22 protein-coding genes are annotated in these 18,339 nt (G+C 40.0%); 5 read left to right on the top strand and 17 right to left on the bottom strand.

What is annotated here, in order from left to right:
* Positions 1-218: 218 nt before the first annotated feature.
* The gene (locus GXK58_RS23045) at positions 219-449 is read right to left on the bottom strand and encodes a hypothetical protein (protein ID WP_160725538.1); all 231 of its coding nucleotides are present in this window, start codon (positions 447-449) and stop codon (positions 219-221) included.
* Between the two features lie 134 nt (positions 450-583).
* On the opposite strand from GXK58_RS23045, the gene pdaB reads away from it, so the two are divergent.
* The gene (gene pdaB / locus GXK58_RS23050; RefSeq protein ID WP_160725539.1) at positions 584-1,336 is read left to right on the top strand and encodes a polysaccharide deacetylase family sporulation protein PdaB; all 753 of its coding nucleotides are present in this window, start codon (positions 584-586) and stop codon (positions 1,334-1,336) included.
* A 37-nt stretch (positions 1,337-1,373) separates the two neighbouring features.
* Here pdaB and GXK58_RS23055 read toward each other — a convergent pair whose 3' ends face one another.
* Positions 1,374-2,057, bottom strand: a complete 684-nt coding sequence (locus GXK58_RS23055; protein ID WP_160725540.1) for a KinB-signaling pathway activation protein — start codon at positions 2,055-2,057, stop codon at positions 1,374-1,376.
* Between the two features lie 152 nt (positions 2,058-2,209).
* Here GXK58_RS23055 and gerD point away from each other — a divergent pair, with 152 nt between their 5' ends.
* Positions 2,210-2,767, top strand: coding sequence for a spore germination lipoprotein GerD (gene gerD, locus GXK58_RS23060; protein ID WP_160725541.1), 558 nt, complete (start codon positions 2,210-2,212; stop codon positions 2,765-2,767).
* A gap of 47 nt (positions 2,768-2,814) precedes the next feature.
* Here the strand turns inward: gerD and GXK58_RS23065 are convergent, their stop codons facing one another.
* The 3 genes from GXK58_RS23065 to GXK58_RS23075 form a co-directional block, all read right to left on the bottom strand.
* Positions 2,815-3,864: an Mrp/NBP35 family ATP-binding protein gene (locus GXK58_RS23065; RefSeq protein WP_160725542.1), complete on the bottom strand. Its 1,050-nt coding sequence runs from the start codon at positions 3,862-3,864 to the stop codon at positions 2,815-2,817.
* A gap of 126 nt (positions 3,865-3,990) precedes the next feature.
* The gene (gene cwlD / locus GXK58_RS23070; RefSeq protein ID WP_272928177.1) at positions 3,991-4,713 is read right to left on the bottom strand and encodes an N-acetylmuramoyl-L-alanine amidase CwlD; all 723 of its coding nucleotides are present in this window, start codon (positions 4,711-4,713) and stop codon (positions 3,991-3,993) included.
* 156 nt (positions 4,714-4,869) lie between these two features.
* A complete protein-coding gene (locus GXK58_RS23075) occupies positions 4,870-5,313 on the bottom strand; it encodes a YbaK family protein (RefSeq protein WP_160725544.1) in 444 nt (147 codons plus the stop codon).
* Positions 5,314-5,578: 265 nt separating this feature from the next.
* Between GXK58_RS23075 and GXK58_RS23080 the strand changes: the two genes are divergently transcribed.
* Positions 5,579-5,977, top strand: a complete 399-nt coding sequence (locus GXK58_RS23080; RefSeq protein ID WP_160725545.1) for a hypothetical protein — start codon at positions 5,579-5,581, stop codon at positions 5,975-5,977.
* A 48-nt stretch (positions 5,978-6,025) separates the two neighbouring features.
* Here the strand turns inward: GXK58_RS23080 and GXK58_RS23085 are convergent, their stop codons facing one another.
* Positions 6,026-6,538, bottom strand: coding sequence for a hypothetical protein (locus GXK58_RS23085; protein WP_160725546.1), 513 nt, complete (start codon positions 6,536-6,538; stop codon positions 6,026-6,028).
* Positions 6,539-6,720: 182 nt separating this feature from the next.
* Here GXK58_RS23085 and GXK58_RS23090 point away from each other — a divergent pair, with 182 nt between their 5' ends.
* Positions 6,721-6,921, top strand: coding sequence for a hypothetical protein (locus tag GXK58_RS23090; protein WP_160725547.1), 201 nt, complete (start codon positions 6,721-6,723; stop codon positions 6,919-6,921).
* Positions 6,922-6,923: 2 nt separating this feature from the next.
* Positions 6,924-7,184: a hypothetical protein gene (locus tag GXK58_RS23095; RefSeq protein WP_160725548.1), complete on the top strand. Its 261-nt coding sequence runs from the start codon at positions 6,924-6,926 to the stop codon at positions 7,182-7,184.
* Between the two features lie 32 nt (positions 7,185-7,216).
* Here the strand turns inward: GXK58_RS23095 and GXK58_RS23100 are convergent, their stop codons facing one another.
* From GXK58_RS23100 to GXK58_RS23150, 11 genes are all read right to left on the bottom strand, one after another.
* Positions 7,217-7,471: a hypothetical protein gene (locus GXK58_RS23100; RefSeq protein ID WP_160725549.1), complete on the bottom strand. Its 255-nt coding sequence runs from the start codon at positions 7,469-7,471 to the stop codon at positions 7,217-7,219.
* Between the two features lie 224 nt (positions 7,472-7,695).
* On the bottom strand, positions 7,696-9,282 hold the full coding sequence (locus GXK58_RS23105; protein ID WP_160725550.1) for a SagB family peptide dehydrogenase: 1,587 nt from the start codon (positions 9,280-9,282) through the stop codon (positions 7,696-7,698).
* Between the two features lie 21 nt (positions 9,283-9,303).
* Positions 9,304-11,247: a TOMM precursor leader peptide-binding protein gene (locus GXK58_RS23110; RefSeq protein WP_160725551.1), complete on the bottom strand. Its 1,944-nt coding sequence runs from the start codon at positions 11,245-11,247 to the stop codon at positions 9,304-9,306.
* Positions 11,247-13,208: a putative thiazole-containing bacteriocin maturation protein gene (locus tag GXK58_RS23115; RefSeq protein WP_160725552.1), complete on the bottom strand. Its 1,962-nt coding sequence runs from the start codon at positions 13,206-13,208 to the stop codon at positions 11,247-11,249. The genes GXK58_RS23110 and GXK58_RS23115 overlap by 1 nt, the downstream gene beginning before the upstream one ends.
* A gap of 167 nt (positions 13,209-13,375) precedes the next feature.
* Entirely contained in the window at positions 13,376-13,672 is a 297-nt protein-coding gene (locus GXK58_RS23120; RefSeq protein ID WP_160725553.1) for a heterocycloanthracin/sonorensin family bacteriocin, read from the bottom strand.
* Positions 13,673-13,974: 302 nt separating this feature from the next.
* The gene (gene rpsI, locus GXK58_RS23125) at positions 13,975-14,367 is read right to left on the bottom strand and encodes a 30S ribosomal protein S9 (RefSeq protein WP_098533175.1); all 393 of its coding nucleotides are present in this window, start codon (positions 14,365-14,367) and stop codon (positions 13,975-13,977) included.
* A gap of 22 nt (positions 14,368-14,389) precedes the next feature.
* On the bottom strand, positions 14,390-14,827 hold the full coding sequence (gene rplM / locus GXK58_RS23130) for a 50S ribosomal protein L13 (protein ID WP_160725554.1): 438 nt from the start codon (positions 14,825-14,827) through the stop codon (positions 14,390-14,392).
* A 253-nt stretch (positions 14,828-15,080) separates the two neighbouring features.
* A complete protein-coding gene (gene truA, locus GXK58_RS23135; RefSeq protein ID WP_160725555.1) occupies positions 15,081-15,821 on the bottom strand; it encodes a tRNA pseudouridine(38-40) synthase TruA in 741 nt (246 codons plus the stop codon).
* A gap of 12 nt (positions 15,822-15,833) precedes the next feature.
* Complete coding sequence (locus GXK58_RS23140; RefSeq protein ID WP_160725556.1) at positions 15,834-16,631, bottom strand: energy-coupling factor transporter transmembrane component T family protein; 798 nt, start codon at positions 16,629-16,631, stop codon at positions 15,834-15,836.
* Complete coding sequence (locus GXK58_RS23145) at positions 16,628-17,497, bottom strand: energy-coupling factor ABC transporter ATP-binding protein (protein WP_160725557.1); 870 nt, start codon at positions 17,495-17,497, stop codon at positions 16,628-16,630. Before GXK58_RS23145 ends, GXK58_RS23140 begins: the two co-directional genes overlap by 4 nt.
* Positions 17,473-18,312 carry an energy-coupling factor ABC transporter ATP-binding protein gene (locus tag GXK58_RS23150; protein WP_160725558.1) on the bottom strand — a complete coding sequence of 280 codons (840 nt, stop codon included), beginning with the start codon at positions 18,310-18,312 and terminating at the stop codon, positions 17,473-17,475. The genes GXK58_RS23145 and GXK58_RS23150 overlap by 25 nt, the downstream gene beginning before the upstream one ends.
* Between the last annotated feature and the right edge of the window lie 27 nt (positions 18,313-18,339).

Here is an 18,339-nt window from a genome sequence, read left to right on the forward strand (position 1 = left end):
TAAGAAATGAATAATTATTGTTTGTTGACGTTTTTGTTTGTTTAGTTTTCAAAGAACAAGTTTATCTCCGTCGCTCAAAAGCGACTTTATTAATGTATCACCTTCAAACTATAAAGTCAATAACTTTTTCAAATTATTTTCTTAACGCAATCAGCGACGTTTATTAATATACCAAGGCTATTAGCAAATGTCAACGCATTTGATAAAAAAAATTAAGATTATCCTTTCTTTCGATCCTTCTTGCCTCTACGCATATATTTAAAGCACTCTTGGGGAGATGCCACTCTCTTAAATAAAGAAAATAGAATTTTATATCGTTCTTCCATTGATCTCTTTACAATATGGTCGATTCGATCATCTTTCAAATCAAATAATATTTCATCCATTTCTCTTTTAATAAGGTATTCCATTTCTTTTACTTCTTTTTCATTGATGAGAAGTCCAAACATTGAAAAACCTCCAGCGAAGTGTGTTGTATAGTAGTCTTTTCCAAATTTAGAAATTTTATAATTAAAAAGTTAATCATATTCTTAAATTTAAACGCATAGGTTGAGACAAGGATAGTTTGGACGAGGTGGGAAGGATGAATTTCTTTTTTGTATTAAACGGTAAGGCGTTAAAAAATGTATCACTTATTCTCATTGCGGCTTTTTTCACAGCATGGTTTCTCTACATGGAAAATCTAGTACAGATCCCTGTTTTTTCAACTAAAGACAGCTCTAATGCCATTTATCGAGGGGAAAAGGACTTAGCCCTCACGTTTAATATTGGCTGGGGGGATGAAAAGGCTGAACCTATTTTAGATGTGTTAAAGAAGGAAAATGTAAAATCCGCAACTTTCTTCCTGTCTGGTTCATGGGCCGAACGGCACCCAGATATTGTCAGCCGCATAGTAAAGGAAGGATATGAAATTGGTCTTCTTGGGTATGATTATGTCGAATACCTAGATGTAGAAGACGCTAAAATTGCTAGGGATATTTCAAAAGCACAAGAATCCTTTACTAAACTCAATCTTAAAAACATTAAGCTATTACGAGCACCGACTGGTCACTTCGATGAGCGTACATTAAAAATCGCTAAGCGATATGGTTATACGGTTGTACATTGGAAGGTAGATTCTAAGGATTGGCAAAACCCTGGTGTAGAAAAAATTGTTGAAAATGTTAGTAAAGTAGATAATGGGGATATAGTGCTGCTCCATGCTTCAGATGGAGCAAAACAAACAGCAAAGGCACTGCCACTTATTCTTGCTGAAATTCGACAAAAAGGATTAAAACTTGTTACTGTATCAGAAATGATTGCCAATGGCGAAGTACACTCTAAGGAAATTAATTAAATGTAATTTATTTTCAATAATCAAGCAAAAAACCGTCCTAAATGGACGGTTTTTTGTTCAGCTTTTTACTTTTATTAGTTGATTTAGGCTTGTCTTGTTTTGTCCGACTTTGTCTTTCCTGCACGGATTGAGCGTTCAATTTATGAAGGATTAATATTTGATAAGCATTACATGCTAATAATGAAATCATCATAAGGTAGAACCAGTTCATTTCATTCTCACGCAATACAGGAACCCATTCTACCAAAGTAGCCACAATCATAAAAAACATAGCAGGAATAAAGGCTCCGCCGTTTGTTTGTTTCACTTTATACCAAGCAACCACAAGTCCAGCAGCCAAAAGGATTACTGCAGGTCCAAAATACGGGAGAATCGATTCCCCTGGTTTAGCGAAGTTCTCATAACGCAGGTAGACTAAATCAAATAAACCAAAAAGAATGAGAACAACCTGAACAGAATTCCATAAAGATACTGATTTAAAAATTCCTAATCCAAAGCGGTGGATTGTTAAATAAGAAAAGAAACCCATCTGGCTAATGACACTAAAAAGAAAACCCATAACAATTAACCAAATTAATGTGGATAAAATATCAATAATCTTAAAATTAATAAAGTAGGGCTGAAATTCATCCCAACGGATGATAAAACCCACAATAGCTGTCGTGACCCCGCCAACTGCCAGTGTGGACATAAATAGTCTTACCCAATTACGGCTTGTCACACTTTAAACCCCCATAAATAAATCAAATCATTACCATTCTGATTTTACCAAGCAAGCCTCAAAAAATCCATTATTTCATTTATCTGCGAATAATCTGCGCTGACTTTCTTCATCCTAAAATTAAGGATTTTTATGTGAAAGGAGCTTAAAGAATGAAAGCTAAGAACATGGTGCTCCTCCTGCCCATCACGCTATTCCTTACAAGTTGCGGATCCTCAAGTGATTCAAGCGGCGGGGGGCAACTCGATTATGACCAAACCAAGAAAATGGTGGTGGATATACTTAAGACTGACGATGGTAAGAAAGCCATTCAGGATGTCATGACCTCGGATGCAATGAAAGAAAAACTCGTCATGGATCAAAAAGTTGTGGCCGACACCATTCAAACCACTCTTACATCCGATAAAGCCATTGATTTTTGGAAAAAAGCCTTTAGTGATCCTGCTTTTGCTCAGAGCGTAGCAAAAAACATGAAAAATGAACAAAAAACATTATTAAAGGAATTAATGAATGACCCTCAATACCGGACCATGATGGTTCAAGTGTTTAAAGAGCCTGAAATTCAAAAACAAATGACAGACACTCTAAAAAGCAAAGATTATCGGCAGCATCTTCAAGATGTTATTACAGAAACCCTTAATAGCCCTCTTTATAAAGCTAAAATACAAGAATTATTGTTAAAGGCAGCCGAAGAAGCAGCCGACAAGTAATTAACATGAAAAAAAAGCCTCTTCCAATTAAGGCAGAGGCTCCATTCTTATTTTTTCAAAAGGCTTGTTACTTTTTCAGCTATTTCTAAATAAATTTTGCCGATTTGATGATCTTCCTGATAAACAGATGGGGCAAAATCTTCCTCATTCCAATCAGGCTGATTAAGAGGCAAACGTCCGAGTAAAACCGTGTTTAATTCTTCAGCCAGCTTATCACCGCCGCCACGGCCAAACACATATTCCTTTTCACCTGTCAGCTTACTTTCAAAATAGGCCATATTTTCAATAACACCCAGTACTTCATGCTCTGTCTTTAACGCCATTGCACCCGCCCGTGCTGCTACAAATGCAGCCGTTGGATGCGGGGTCGTCACAATGATTTCCTTACAAGATGGCAGCATAGTATGAACGTCTAAAGCAACGTCTCCTGTACCTGGAGGCAAATCTAATAATAAATAATCAAGTTCTCCCCATTCAACTTCACTGAAGAAACTGTTAAGCATCTTTCCTAGCATTGGTCCGCGCCAGATAATAGGAGCATTGTCTTCAACAAAGAATCCCATTGAAATAACTTGAACCCCAAACCGTTCAACCGGGATAATCTTTTCGCCCCGAACTACAGGGCGATTTGTAATGCCCATCATATCAGGGACACTAAATCCGTAGATATCAGCGTCAATTAAGCCTACCTTTTTACCTAAACGCGCCAAAGCTACCGCAAGGTTTACAGAAACCGTAGATTTACCAACGCCGCCCTTTCCACTTGCAATGGCAATAAAGGTTGTATTCTTAGATTGAAGAAGGTTTTGGGCCTCTTGTTCCACATTACGATGTTGTGCCAATAGCTCTTCCGGCAGCTCAGAAAAACGAATTCCAACAGTCGCTGCACCAGCTTCTTTCAATTTATTAACGATTTGTGTTTGAAGTTGAAGCTGTTCGCTTGTACCTGTTTTAGCGATCAATACCTTAACACTAACATGGTTCTTTTCTTCTTTAATTTTTATTTCCTCGATGGCATCTAATTCTGCTAAAGTTTTATGTAAAAAAGGCTCTTTAAGGCCTCCCAGAACGTCACGAACTAATTTTTCTGTTAACATAGAATGCACCTCACCTAAGAATTCTTTTCCATTTTTAGTATACCATAATCAAAATAAGAAACAGTTATTTCAATCACACGTTAGCATAAATCTCATAAAAAAAAGCGGAAGATGCTGACATCCTCCTTAATCTGTTTCTTTTAATTCCTTTTCATTCGTAAAATAACGCAGGATCCCATGATTAATGGAGGCCGCTACTTTTTCCTGGTAGGACGCCTTTTTTAATAGTGCCTTTTCTCTTGGGTTGGAGAGAAAACCTACCTCGACGAGTACGCCAGGTTTCTTTGCATTTTCTAAAATATAGACATGATTAATTGGCTTGGCCTTCCGCTCTGTGTTTTCGAGATTTCTGCGGAGTTCTTCCTGGATAAACTTTGCTGCTCTCGCATTTTCCTCATGATGCGGAGCAAAAAAGGTTTGGGCACCGCTCCACCTAGAGGATGGAATAGCATTTAAATGAATACTGACAAATAGGTCAATATCAGTCTTATTGATCATTTTCAATCTCTTTTTGAGATCTTCAACCTTCCTGCGGCTATATCCTCGTGTATCAGAATCGGCTAAATCCTCATCTTTCTCTCTTGTCATAATGACTAGAGCTCCTTGCTCTTGGAGATAATCACGGACACTTTTAGTAATTTCTAGAGCAATATCCTTTTCGAGTGTTTCTCCTGTTCCTGCCCCGCCATCTGGTCCGCCATGCCCTGCATCCAATAAGATAATTTTTCCTGATAACGGGAGATTCCAGGTTTTCCAAGAATTATTTTCATTAAAATCATGTTGAAGTATAAAAAATAATACAATTAAACCTGTTATAAAGCTAATTATTTTTATATTTCGCTTAGTCACCCCTACCATCCTTCCCGCTCGTCCCTGTTCAGTTAACTATATGGGACAAGGGGAAGTTTTAGAACCGAAAAAGCACCCTTAAGCAATGCACTTGGATGCTCCGTCTCTTTTTAAAAAGGACTGGTGCATTAAGTACAATGCAGGATGCTTTAGGGTTTAATGTAATCTTAGCTTAAGTCGTCTCTGCCCCTTTTCAAACCCTTCATTCCACCAGACAAAGATATACTGTTCACAAAGATAGTATAGTGACTCACTCATAGTGCCTTCTTGTCCATGCCCCCAATAGAGCAAAAAGTTATAAAGTGTATCAATTAGATGTTTTTCTTCCCTGAGGCACCGTTTTCGTACTTCTTCGGGATTCTCACCATGATATCCAAATTTACTAAATTTCGCCCCCAAAAGGAAGGCCTCAAGGGCGACATCATAACATGCTTCTTCTATTCCTGAATTCATTACAAAGTTATTAGCAAGATTCGTGGATCCAAAATATTGTTTTACTCTTTCCTTCAATGTATTAATCGATAACTCCCTTAGTACGGAACGTTCATATTTAATCTGCTTTTCCCGTCGTTTTTCTTTGAAGGTTGTTATTACAGTCACTGCTTTTCACCTCTTAGAACTATTCTTTATCCCTTAGGTCTAAGAAATGCAAAGTCCTCATTTCCAATTTTTAATATCACCTTTTGAGTACAATTGCGGTCATAAAACAAGATTAGCCCGGAGTGAAATTTACTCCCTTTTGACAAAAAGTCACACTGCAGCCATATATTTATAAAGAACAGTAAAGTAGCAGCATTCTTGAAATTTGAACCAACGAGTCCATGGCCTTTATCCCGATGCAGCATCCCTGTAAAGGAGGGAAATTATGTTTGGATTTTTTTCTTTGCGTAAAAAACAAAAAGGAACAGAAAAGGCTGAAGAGATGAGAATCAACTCTCACATATTGAATAAATTGGATCAAATTATTGAGTTATTGGAGCAGCAGCAAAGGGACGGGAACAAGCGGCACATCCAATTCGAGAAGGTTCAAATCGAAAATATAGAAAATATCGTTTATCGTTTAGATAATATTGAAATCGACGAATTAAGCGGAAAGCTAATTATAGGCAATAATATAAGCACTTCAAATGATTTAGCTGAGTCCATTCAAATGCAATTGAATGGAGATAAAATGAAAAAGGAAACCATGGCTGACTCATCATCTGCTGATCAAGACAATATCATAAAGACTTCAAAAGGATTTCGTTTTCATTATGATTCCTAGACAGCATTGGTAACCCCAAAAGCACTTGATAGGTATGAATCATTCAAATCAGCGCTCTTTTTCAAGGCTGGCTATTTTTATGTCCCGGTCGTCAATAATGGCATCTATCATATCTTGATCATAATTTAAGTTCAGATTACTCACTTGTTGATTGTTTTTCCCCAATACGGCCCCCTGGATGGTATTTGACTTTTGGTTGGCGTCCATCCCATTTACACGGCCTTTACCAAGGAATATAGAACTGTTTTGCTCGATTCTATTGACATTAATGCCATCAAGGTTAATATTGGTTACTTTATTCTCATCACTTGGATTTTCAAAGGATAGGTTGATATCGCGGTCATCGATGGGTGTATCAATCAGGTCAGGATCATTTAAGATCGATATATTGTTAAGAAGGAGATTGGATTGACCGCTAATATTACCTATCACGCTATTCTCCTTACCATGTGAACTCCATCCAATAGCAACATTTTTCTCTCCTATAAATATGCCGGATTGCCTTTGCATCATTTGAATATGAATACCACCTGAAAGATTGAGATTTAAATACTTTACCATCTTTGTCACCACTTTTTTATCTTCATTTAGTTAGTTTACCTTATGTTAGTGATACAGGTCTGGTGCCGTATTAAAAATAACTGTGTCATCCGCCCATACATTGAATAGACTATTGTATTAAATGGAGTGCAACAATCCGAAAAATTGTAGTTAAATAACGATTAAGAAAGGTTAGCTCATTTATGATTAACTTAAAGTTAGGAAATATATTTGTAACCAGTATCGGTCAATCATCAGGATTTTTCATGGGTGGAACTAATACACATAAAAAGTTTCGTTCTAGTCAAGTTATGAATGAAGTGCTCGGAGTATTGTCCGGCGATGAAAATAAGGTCACCGAAAACAAGTGGCTGGAAAACACTCAAAAGGAACGGAGTGAATAGTTATGGGGTCTCCTATTCTTTCCCCAACCTTTCATATCGGTACAATTAAAATCGGTACCATTGAGGGTGCCTCCTGTTTCAGTATCGGAAACAATTTTATTGAGGATTTTAAAAACAGTAAACAACACAGCCAAGGCTTAGGCAATATTCATGGTGATCGAAATGACTTTGCACATATGACTGCCTCATTAACCAATCATGAAAAAGAGAGCCAAGGAAATTTAGAGCCTCAGGAAAGGCAAAAGCAAAAAACCCTTGACTAATCAGAGGGTTTTATTGTTTTTCTCTTATTCACTTAAATATTTCCCCCGCCCCCGATATTCGGCTTTAGGTCTTGGTCAAAAATAACTCCATCTAACATTTCAAAGCTGTCTGCAATATTGTTTACATTCCCTGCCGTTGCATTATTAAAACCGTAGACTCCCCCCATGTTTAGATTATATTTCCTGTTAGCATCCATACCATTTACAACACCTTCGCCAATAAAAATAGCCGAACTTGCTTGAGGCGAATTTACGTTAAAAACCCCTAGATTTATAACAGAAGGCATTCTAATTTCCTCCTATTCTCCCTTCAATGCGTACACTATTTTATGTATAAACTATAGTCTATGTGAGGAAATAACCTAAATGCAGGATTTATTAATCAATGTGACATTTTCCTCCTATGAACAGTCCAATTTGAAGTACCATTTTAATCAGGTAAAAAAGACCCCCAACCAAAGGGTTAGGCGTCTTCTGAAATATTGTGTTTAGTTCGTAACGAAAGTTTTTCCTAGCTGTGTAAACTCCCTTTTAGCCAGGCACGAGGATGGTATGGACCGGTCGGGATCTGAATCAGACTTGTTTTTTGCTTCGAATGGGTCCTGTAAAGTTCATCACATTGGTTCGCATCAAATCCTAATAGCGGATGCCCCCCCATCCCTAATGCGCTCGTTACCAAGAGCAGTCTTTGCAAAAGTATCCCGGTTTCCATTTGTTGAATGCGGTATCCTCTATATCCCAATTCCTTTTTTTGATGGTCCCTGTCCCCTACAATATGCAGTACTAGTGGAACTTGAAACAGATTTACAGTGGGCATTGTTAATCCATATTGTAAATACTCCCGAAAATCCCCCTTTGTTATTCCCCGAAGTGCATGCGCTCTTTCGTCATAAGCGTAAGCACCATTGGGAATTCCCTCCACATTATAAAAACTGCCATACAAACTGACACGATTCTCCGCATTCTCATGTGTGTCATCAAGGTCATTCTGATACGATGTAGAAAATGTTTCTTTTAACAATGTGGATAACTGCATCTGACTGATTTTACCTATCATAAAGTCAAAATTAGGGGAACGCCTCTCCCTGCAAACAGATGCAAAATCATACGTCAGTTGCTCGGTAAATGGAAGCATGATTGCCTCCATACCTAAGGAAGGTTTTACACGATTATCGTTTCTTCTTTTAAAAAATGAACTGGTTGTTTCCAGCATCGAGGCTTCATTCATTTTTCTCAGCAGCGGATAATCGATCACGCTCTTTGATCGATTATAGGTCTCATGGGAAAGAGAGGGAACTTCCTTGGACAATTGTGTATCAGAGACCATTTCTCCGCCATTATGATCTTTGTCAACATAATGGATAGATGAATGAATGGAGAGCGGAATCATCGCATATACGCTTTCATCCTGTTCTGTTAGTCCAAGTAAATGATTGATCGACCGATCAAGAAATTGATAGCAGACGCGTGAAGAGAATCCCATCTGATTAGCCGCTTCTAACGCTTGCCCTATTATCACACCAGCATCTAATCCTTGGAGCCTATAGGAGAAATTATTATATTTATAGAAGTTTTTCCAAAAAACAGTCGAGACAAAAACAGTACAGAAACAATCGGACAGATCATAACTATTTCCAAGACTTCTGGATAAGTAAGAATCATAATTTCCTTCTCGCAGCAAAAGAAGGCGGTGATGGGCCACATCGTAATGGTAAATTCCCGTCGGTACGTCTTCAAGCTTTATATACACGTATAATTCATTGGGGTACAATGCCCCACCAGAGGGAACAAATCTTCGTAATAACTGGGCATAGCTTACATCGGCTTTTTCACCGGTGTCCTCCATGAAGGCAGTCTGAGCATATTGAGTAATTCCATATACATACCATAAGAAATGGCCCAGTTCCTCTAGTGCAGGTTGTGCATGAGCTTCTTTTCCCTCAAGGGTTAACGGTACATCTCCGGATAGTGAGTACTCTTGCAGGCCGCGGTACAGTTTATAGGGAAGCGGTGCGTCCTCCCAATCCACTTGCCAATCTGGAGGAGCGCACTTTTCCGTATCAAAGTGAAGATGATGCAGGAAAGTTTCAAGATTCACTTTTACACCTCCTATTCTTCATTATGGGAATGGGTGAGGATATGGATTAAGCTGTTCATACGATAACGGCTGTTTGGTAAATCCTAGTTTCATCGGCACTTGAAGGACCCGCTCCAGCCCCCTGACACGAGTAAGGTGATGTCCGAATGTCATCGGCAGCATACCAGGGATTAACACCTTAACACAGAATAATCCATTCCGTTTGGTTATTGGAGTTGTTTGGTCCACCACAATGACCTCGAGGTCTAATTGTCGAAACCTATCAAGAATAGCCAGAAGATCATCCTTCAAATCGGTATTCTCCGGAGGCTGTTTGAATTCCTCCGCAAATGAGCGTAAAGGACGATTATCATCTAATAAAAAGTTCAACCGTTCCTCTGCTTCTGGCAGGCCGTAAAGCAGGCCATGATCCGCCATAGTACGGACCGCAAATGGGTCCTTTAGCATTTCTTCATATTTTTTCCGGTCTTCCTCCAATATTTTGTCATGCCTAACCATCATTCCGGCAAGCTCGTAAATCGCGCTTTTTACCGCTCTTACAGGATCCGGATTAGCGCCTGCTGCGCAAATAAGGTTCACACCCTTTGATTGTTTGTTTTTTGCCACTGCCCAAACACTGGGAATCCCATGTTCCATGGTCGAATTGTAAAAATGAACGTCATACCCCTGAACCTCACGTATCCTATCAACCATAAGCTCTAATTCTTTATCGTTTGCTGAATGGAGATCAAGAGGCGGGATAGGCAGCCGTGCATACCACGTTATCAAAAAGGAATCCCTCTCAACGATCTCCATAATGCCATGGAATATGGCTTCTTCCATACTTCCTCCTAATGCACATCCGTTGGAGGTTTCATAAACAAAGCCCTCCCCAGTAATGCCCAAACTGTAATAGGCGAGTAACTCAGGAACCAGAATAGGGCGCTCTTGTAAAAACGAATAACCCCAGACCCAATCCATTGGGGCATCAGGATGAAACGGTTTAAACGGAAAATGAGGTTTTACATATTGTTCCTGATCATGTAAACCAACTCTAGCCGGATTCAATGCGAAATCCTTTATATGTCGATAACTATCACGAACTTTCTTAGCTTTACCTTGAGGCTCAATTCCGCAATATCGCTCCAACCCCTCCAATATGGCGGTTAACTCACTCATTTCATAAGAATTAGTACGGCCAGCAACTCCCTCGTCAGCACCAAACAACGGCATGTTAATCAAAACATCGGCAAATGGCAGCCTGAAATCCGCCATTTTTCCATTCATGATGCCTGTACGTTCATCCAGATAGTCTTCGACCAGCACTGTTTTCAATTCATCCATCGAGCGGCAGCGATAACCAGTACCATTTAATTTAGGGCTGGACTCTAATCTAATTCGAGCCAATTCTGGCGTGTCTTCAGGTATTGGACTGCAAATCGAGCACAATGGATCAGGCAAGAAAACGTGACTAGAGATCGTTAACGTTCTCAGATTGGTAATGAACATCCTTTCTTCTAAGGAAGAGGGATCCCCTTGAAGAACTTTCTTCACTTCGTTACTGATGAAGGTTGCCATTTGCGATAGTCCCGTTCTAGAAGCCCATGCATCACGCTGGATACCCGCCCCTGCTGTCAATACCCTCTGAATCTCCCACATTTCGTAGCGATCAGGACCGGCTATCAAGCGCCGTTTGTCAGCACAGAGAGAACATCCTGGTTTGTCGTGCCGTACTAATGGACCAATGATCCCCTCACCTAACGAAACGAAACCTCGAAACCAAGGGATACCCGAGGTCCTAAATATCTCCTCCGCTTTTTGATGGATGGATGGATGCCAGGCATCGCTAAGTACCAGGGCTAATGCTGTTTCTTCAGGAATTCCTTCAAAAATGCCTTGACGTCTTACTAGATAGTTGGTGGACAATTGGTCACTGACATAATCCGCTAATAGGCCGTCTCCAGTAATGAGGATATGGGCAGTCATTAGGAATCCCCCTCTCGCACCTGCACACCATACACCCCTGCCAGCACTTGTTTTAAAAAAGGCTCGATCGAGAGGTCATAGACAACTAGCTTTTTGTTGTTTCTATTCAAGACCTGTATGGAGGATTGTAATAGCTCTAATTGTCTCATTTCATCATAAGAAGGGATTTCAAGTTTTACTCCCTTTTTTTCCAGATAAATCATCGACTCCGTCGGTTTCCTTTCTTCGGTTTTTATCTGGTTTTGAGCGTCCAAAAGTGCTTGCTGTAATGTACTTCGCAATGCCAAAGTTGTATTTAAACCAACCCCAGTGTACCAACACCCCTTCGACCTGACCCATACAACAGGGAAGCCTAATACATCCTCTTTTAAACCAATTGACGGTGATCCGTTCAAAGTGGTCAACGCACTTAAATAAAATCGGCATCGTTTATCTTCTATCGCTCCTATAGGCACACGAAATAGCGTATTCTGGTGATTCCCCTTACCATTTTTCGATTCTTCATCAAGATAGGCCTGCAGTCCGCGGCAGATGGCCTCAGCGATTGTTTCCCCTGATCCGATGCCCAGAAATCCCTCTGGAAGATTCGCACCCAGCTTCTCGGTTTGACCTTTGTATCCCTGGATAGGAGAATTTATCATTTTAGTCACATACATTTCAATGCCCTTTAAACCGGCATTCGTTCTTGCCTCTTCATGTGTCAGCCCCGAACAGATCACTTCCGGCAACAGTTTTGCTGGTCCCTCTGACACAGGGTCAACGGCCTGAACATAGCATTGGGGCATAGGGAGCTGTATCAAATCCCTTTCCTCCCAAGTATGGAAAATACCTAATTCTTTTGAAGTTAAGCGATCGAAATATTCCAAAAGCAATCCCTGCTGTTCATTCCTGTCTGATTCTTGTTTTAGTTTTAAATCAAGATCTTCAACCAGTTCAGGAGTAAGACTCATAGACATTTCCGATGGATGCGTGATGAATGAAAGCCAGTCTCCTTCCAACGTTTCAAGATCAAGCATGTAAATTTGATTACTTTGATTTGAATCTGCTATTCCTGTTACCTTCTTGAAAAATTCGAATGCAGAGACATTTGCCAAAATCGCTCCTGGGGTCGAAGAAAAGTCTAGAGACTGCCTATCTGCTTGTACGGAAGATTGATGAATCCTAAGCCATGCAGACTCGAAGCTTCCCTCTGAGTCTGGATGAGTTAACGGGCCAGAGAATCCAACCTCTTCTAAATAGATGGCGGGAAGAAATGCCTTTTTTTCTTCTTTGCAAATTTGATTCAGATTCCTTAATTCATTTACATTTCCATCCTGTGAGACATATAGAATCCAGTCATAGGGCTGAAGGACATCTTTCCAAACATTTTTCCCCTCCTCTTTAGGATAAGGTACTTCCACCACCTCGACATCGGAATCTATTTTCCTCGCATTCTGCACAAGCAAATTAAGCCGCTGCCTATTGGTTGGAACCGTATCTTTGATCATGATATTTAATTTGGGCAGCCCTGAATCCATTAATGAGGAAACCAACGATATAAGGAAAGGTCCAGAGCCTACAGCCAAGACGCTTGCCTGACGATACTTTTGAAAATGGTATGCACCTGATTCAACAAAGTTCTCGATAAATTCAATTTGTGAAGCATACTTTTCTAGAACTTGACGATTTAATTGATGGGGAATATCTTTACTTAAATCTCGAACAAATCCATTATTGTACAACGTTTCTCCGATTTCATATACCCTGTCACGGTACGGTCCCGTTAACCCCTGCGTCAAATCTCCCATGGTTTGCTCCCCATTGAACAATGGCAGCAATTTCTCAATCCATGGATAAATGGTTTTTCCCTCCATCCGGAAGGAATGAACGTTATTCCTAAAATAGACACCCCCCTTTTGATCTGGAAGAAAAAATGTATCCCTTTTGGCCTTCAATCGTGAGGACGAGGTAAGGTTTGTCATGCAGAGCCTCCTATTCCTTATCATTACAACTTATGCACTATAAGTTTATGTACGATTTTTTGTCCAATATGATAAATAGAATAAAGAAGTGCCCCCGCGGCACAAATAGTGCGGGAGCACCTCCTTCATAAAACAACTTCTCTTTTTGTAATTCACAATAGACAAGATTAAATAAAACCGATGCCAAAGCCAAAACAACTAAATCCAATGCCCACGCAACTAAAGCCGAAGCAGCCGCCACATCCGCCACAACCACCGCAGCCGAAACAACCGCCGCATCGGAAGCCGAAACCTCCACAACGACCGAAACCTCCACAACGACCAAACCCTCCACAACCATGGAAACAACCACCACAACGCCTAAACATGTGCTCATCCTGGAATTGCGGAGTATATGAAACTAACTCCCCAGTTTGGTAAGGGTCAAGTGTCAACCCTTGTAAATCATTATGAAAATTTTGCATATTTTTTTCCTCCCCTTTGTATTTAATCACCAGGTGAAACAGAAACCTGAAGAGAGCATAGGTTAATTTATCAAATTGTGTAAAAGAGGTTTCTCGTGGTGATGTACTCTCTTCAACAAAATATGGTTTTATCTGGGACGTTGTTACTAATGTAAAAGCCTATTTTACTTTTGGGGTAAATAATGAAGTTACAAGGATACAAATGATTGTTATTTGTAAAGTCATATAAAGGAAGTTCCTCTTTTGGGACATAAAAAAAACCCCCAACCAGATGGTTGAGAGTCTTTGTAGTCCTGCAAAAATTAACGTTTTGAGAACTGAGGCGCACGACGAGCACCTTTAAGACCGTATTTCTTACGCTCTTTCATACGTGCATCACGAGTTAATAAACCTGCGCGCTTTAATGTTGGACGGAATTCTGGATCAGCTTGAAGTAATGCACGAGCAATACCGTGGCGGATTGCGCCAGCTTGACCAGTGTATCCACCGCCGCTTACGTTTACAAGAACATCATAGCTGCCAACTGTTTCAGTTGCAACTAGAGGTTGTCTTACAACAACACGTAATGCTTCGAATGGGATATAATCTTCGATTTCACGACCATTAACTACAATTTTGCCTGTGCCAGGAACTAAGCGCACACGTGCGACAGAGCTCTTACGGCGACCAGTACCGATATATTGAACTTGTGCCATAGTTTTTGTCCCTCCCTCTTAATTAACCGCGAAGTTCGTAAACTTCAGGTTTTTGTGCTTGATGTGGATGCTCATTGCCAGCATACACGTGCAATTTTTTGAACATTTGACGACCAAGAGAATTCTTTGGAAGCATGCCTTTAACAGCAAGCTCGATCATTTTCTCAGCGTAGTTTGTACGCATTTCAAGAGCAGTTCTAGTTTTTAAACCACCTGGATGCATTGTGTGACGATAGTAGATCTTGTCAGTTAATTTCTTACCAGTTAGTTCTACTTTAGAAGCGTTAAGAATGATTACATTATCACCAGTGTCAACATGTGGTGTAAAAGTTGGTTTGTTTTTACCGCGTAAGATTGAAGCTACTTCAGAAGCAAGACGACCAAGAGTTTTGCCTTCTGCATCAATCACATACCATTTACGCTCGATATTGTTGGCATTTGCCATAAACGTTGAACGCATGAGTTTCCCTCCTATTAAATCCATGAAAGATTATTATTTTCGCACCTTTAAAGCTATCAGCGTTATATTCTGTTCCGGGAATAAACATCCTAAGCCCTTGTGCAGTTATTTTTCAAAATCATATATTTTCAATCACGATGAAGACTTTCCGGGGCTTTATCGTGGGATTAAAAACACGCACATCTAATATAATAAATTCTCCCAGTCTAAATGTCAAGAAAATGTTACACCAGGAAAAGTTGTTTTAGAAATTTTATTCATAAAATACTTTCATCAGATAAAGACCTTGAGCCGGGGCAGTTTTCCCAGCAAAACGCCGGTCCTTTTTTTCTAGAATATGAAGCATTTCCTCAGGTGTCCGCTTGCCTATCCCTACTTCTAAGAGAGTGCCTGTAAGGATTCGAACCATATTATATAAAAAGCCATTTCCAAAAAACTTGAGCGTCAAACTATTTTTATCGATAATAAAATCAATCTTTTCGATGGTTCGGACTCGGTCCTTTACCTCCGTTTTAGCTGAGCAAAAACTGGTAAAATCATGGGTGCCTAAGAAAAAGCGACTTGCCTCTTTCATTGCCTCGATATTTAATTCATATGGGTAATGACAAGCAAAGTACCGCATGAATGGATCTCTTATCTTAGAAAGCTGAAGGACATAGTGATATTCCTTTCCAATGGCGTCAAACCGGGCGTGAAACGATGAATTCACTTTAAGTACTGAAAGAACAGATAGGTCCTCCGGCAAAAGCGAATTCAGAGCATTTGCCCACTTTTCTTCTGAAATAGGCAGGGACGAATCAAAATGAATAACCTGACCCTTTGCATGAACGCCAGCATCCGTTCTGCCAGAGGCTGAAACTTTAATATGTTCACCCTTATGCATTTTGGTCAGCACTGCTTCGAGTTCAGATTGGACGGTTCGCTTATTGGGCTGTACTTGATATCCGGAAAATCCTGAGCCATCATAAGAAATAATACACTTATACCTTTTCATCGTTTCGCTCCATTATGAACGTAATAGGAATAGTAAAATAGTTAAAATAACTAATAAAAGGATTTGAAGGGTATCGACTTTACTCCAGCTAAGCTGGCGGAATTTGGTTCTCCCTTCGCCGCCGCGATATCCGCGTGCCTCCATTGCAATAGCAAGTTCCTCCGCCCGTTTAAAAGCACTGACAAATAAAGGAATCAATAAAGGAACAACCGCTTTTATCCGCTCTTTTAGCGGTCCGCTGTCAAACTCAACCCCACGGGCCATTTGTGCCTTCATAATCTTGTCCGTTTCCTGCATAAGAGTAGGAATAAAGCGTAAAGAAATAGACATCATGAGTGCCATCTCATGAACCGGAAACCGTACCTTTTTTAAAGGATTTAAAAGAGTTTCCATTCCATCCGTTATCTCAATAGGACTAGTCGTTAGTGTTAGTAAAGATGTCATAAGGATTAAAAAGAAGAATCTCAATGCAATATAAATCCCCTGTCTAACCCCTTCTTCATATATCTCTACTGGACCGAATTTAAAGAGAAGATCACCCTGTTTTGTAAAAAACAGCTGCATCACTAATGTAAACAATACAAGCCAAAGAACAGGCTTAAGCCCCCCATATAAAAAGCGGGCGGGAATCTTCGACATGCCTAGCATATAAAAAGTATAAATACCAATAAGTGCATAAGTAATCCAGTTATTAGCAAGAAAGATGATGCAGACAAAAAGAAAAATAATCAAAAGCTTCGATCGAGGATCCATTTTGTGAACAGTTGAATCTGCAGGAACATAACGTCCGAAGATCATTTTTTCCATCATGAGCGGACACCCCTGCTTATTACCTCTGTGACTTTCGATGATAACTCATCAATCGTGAGATAGATTTTATCTAATTTGATACCTGTTTCATTCTCCAATTTCAACTGAAAACGAACTACTTCTGGAACATCGAGACCCATTTGTAATAATTCTACTGGTGCAGAGAAAATCTCTTCAGGAGTCCCTTTTTTAGTAACTTTACCTTGCTGAAGGATGACAATTTCGTCAGCATACCTTGCTGCATCTTCCATACTATGTGTAACAAGAATCGTAGAAAGCCTTCTTTCCTTATGGAGGGAATAAAACATATCCATAATCTCTTTGCGGCCTCTCGGGTCTAAACCTGCAGTAGGTTCGTCCAAGACGATAACGTCTGGTTCCATCGCAAGCACACCAGCAATCGCCACACGTCTCATTTGGCCTCCTGAAAGGTCAAACGGTGATTTAACTAAAATCTCCTCTGCAAGACCCACATGTTTTAGGGCAAGATGGGCCCTCTCCTTTGCCTCAGTTTCGGAAACACCAAAATTCATCGGGCCAAAGATTATATCCTTTTCGACGGTTTCTTCAAATAACTGATGTTCAGGGAATTGAAACACAATCCCAACCTTTTGCCGCACAGGTTTTAACTGTTTATTTTTTTGTCCGGCTTTTACTTCATATTCACCAATCTTAACCGTTCCATTCGATGGCTGCAGGAGCGCATTTAAATGCTGCAGGACCGTTGATTTGCCCGAGCCTGTGTGACCAATAATCGCCAGGTATGTTCCCTCTGGGATATCAATGGAGACATCTTGGATAGCCAGCCGCTCAAAAGGAGTGTTTGCTTGATATTTGTAGTCTACATGTTGAAGCGAGATGTCCATAGCTCTGTCACCAACTCTTCTTCTGATAAATAATGCTTTGATAGTTTAATCCCATTTTGACGAAAGGCTTTGCTCATTTTCACAGAAAAAGGAATATCCAGTCCTAATTGTACCAATTGCTCATCCATTGTAAAAATCTCTTCAGGTGTTCCCTCCCGAAATACTTCTCCACGATTCATTACAATAATGCGATCTGCTTTCGCTGCCTCGTCCAGATCATGCGTAATGGAGATTACAGTTAACGCCTTTTCTTGTTTCAACAATCGGACTGTCTCCAATACCTCTTCACGTCCCCTGGGATCGAGCATAGAAGTTGCTTCATCAAGAATAATGATAGATGGCCTTAAAGCTAGTACACCTGCAATGGCTACACGCTGCTTCTGCCCGCCTGATAGATGGTGCGGCTCTTGATATAGAAATTGATTCATCTTTACTTTTCTTAAAGAATCCTCCACTCGCTGCACCATTTCTTCCCGAGGCACCCCATTATTTTCTAAACCAAAAGCCACATCATCCTGTACAGTTGTACCTACAAATTGGTTATCAGGATTTTGAAAAACCATCCCGACCCTTTTTCGGACGTCCCATATGGTTTCTTCACTCAAGCTTATGCTATCAATGATGATCTCACCTTCCATAGGAAACTGGAGACCGTTTAGTAATTTCGCCATTGTTGATTTACCAGAACCGTTATGACCAACAATAGCAAGCCATTCTCCCTCATAAATATCAAAGCTGACATTTTTAAGGGCATATCGTTCTTGGGTGTCATACTGATAAGATACTTCCTTAAGAGAAACAATCGACTTTTTCATTGTGCCATTCTCCCTAGCTAGACTATA

The organism is Bacillus sp. USDA818B3_A (assembly GCF_009928415.1).
Lineage (GTDB): Bacteria > Bacillota > Bacilli > Bacillales > Cytobacillaceae > Neobacillus.

Excerpts from the sequence above, each read along its gene's own strand:
- rplM (WP_160725554.1), bottom strand. The coding sequence starts at position 14,827 with ATGCGTTCAACGTTTATGGCAAATGCCAACAATATCGAGCGTAAATGG.
- GXK58_RS23150 (WP_160725558.1), bottom strand. The coding sequence starts at position 18,312 with ATGAAAAAGTCGATTGTTTCTCTTAAGGAAGTATCTTATCAGTATGAC.
- GXK58_RS23100 (WP_160725549.1), bottom strand. The coding sequence starts at position 7,471 with ATGCCTTCTGTTATAAATCTAGGGGTTTTTAACGTAAATTCGCCTCAA.
- rpsI (WP_098533175.1), bottom strand. The coding sequence starts at position 14,367 with ATGGCACAAGTTCAATATATCGGTACTGGTCGCCGTAAGAGCTCTGTC.
- GXK58_RS23045 (WP_160725538.1), bottom strand. The coding sequence starts at position 449 with ATGTTTGGACTTCTCATCAATGAAAAAGAAGTAAAAGAAATGGAATAC.
- GXK58_RS23090 (WP_160725547.1), top strand. The coding sequence starts at position 6,721 with ATGATTAACTTAAAGTTAGGAAATATATTTGTAACCAGTATCGGTCAA.
- GXK58_RS23085 (WP_160725546.1), bottom strand. The coding sequence starts at position 6,538 with ATGGTAAAGTATTTAAATCTCAATCTTTCAGGTGGTATTCATATTCAA.
- GXK58_RS23095 (WP_160725548.1), top strand. The coding sequence starts at position 6,924 with ATGGGGTCTCCTATTCTTTCCCCAACCTTTCATATCGGTACAATTAAA.
- GXK58_RS23080 (WP_160725545.1), top strand. The coding sequence starts at position 5,579 with ATGTTTGGATTTTTTTCTTTGCGTAAAAAACAAAAAGGAACAGAAAAG.
- pdaB (WP_160725539.1), top strand. The coding sequence starts at position 584 with ATGAATTTCTTTTTTGTATTAAACGGTAAGGCGTTAAAAAATGTATCA.
- truA (WP_160725555.1), bottom strand. The coding sequence starts at position 15,821 with ATGAAAAGGTATAAGTGTATTATTTCTTATGATGGCTCAGGATTTTCC.
- GXK58_RS23140 (WP_160725556.1), bottom strand. The coding sequence starts at position 16,631 with ATGATGGAAAAAATGATCTTCGGACGTTATGTTCCTGCAGATTCAACT.
- GXK58_RS23065 (WP_160725542.1), bottom strand. The coding sequence starts at position 3,864 with ATGTTAACAGAAAAATTAGTTCGTGACGTTCTGGGAGGCCTTAAAGAG.
- GXK58_RS23110 (WP_160725551.1), bottom strand. The coding sequence starts at position 11,247 with ATGACTGCCCATATCCTCATTACTGGAGACGGCCTATTAGCGGATTAT.
- GXK58_RS23145 (WP_160725557.1), bottom strand. The coding sequence starts at position 17,497 with ATGGACATCTCGCTTCAACATGTAGACTACAAATATCAAGCAAACACT.
- gerD (WP_160725541.1), top strand. The coding sequence starts at position 2,210 with ATGAAAGCTAAGAACATGGTGCTCCTCCTGCCCATCACGCTATTCCTT.
- GXK58_RS23120 (WP_160725553.1), bottom strand. The coding sequence starts at position 13,672 with ATGCAAAATTTTCATAATGATTTACAAGGGTTGACACTTGACCCTTAC.
- GXK58_RS23115 (WP_160725552.1), bottom strand. The coding sequence starts at position 13,208 with ATGACAAACCTTACCTCGTCCTCACGATTGAAGGCCAAAAGGGATACA.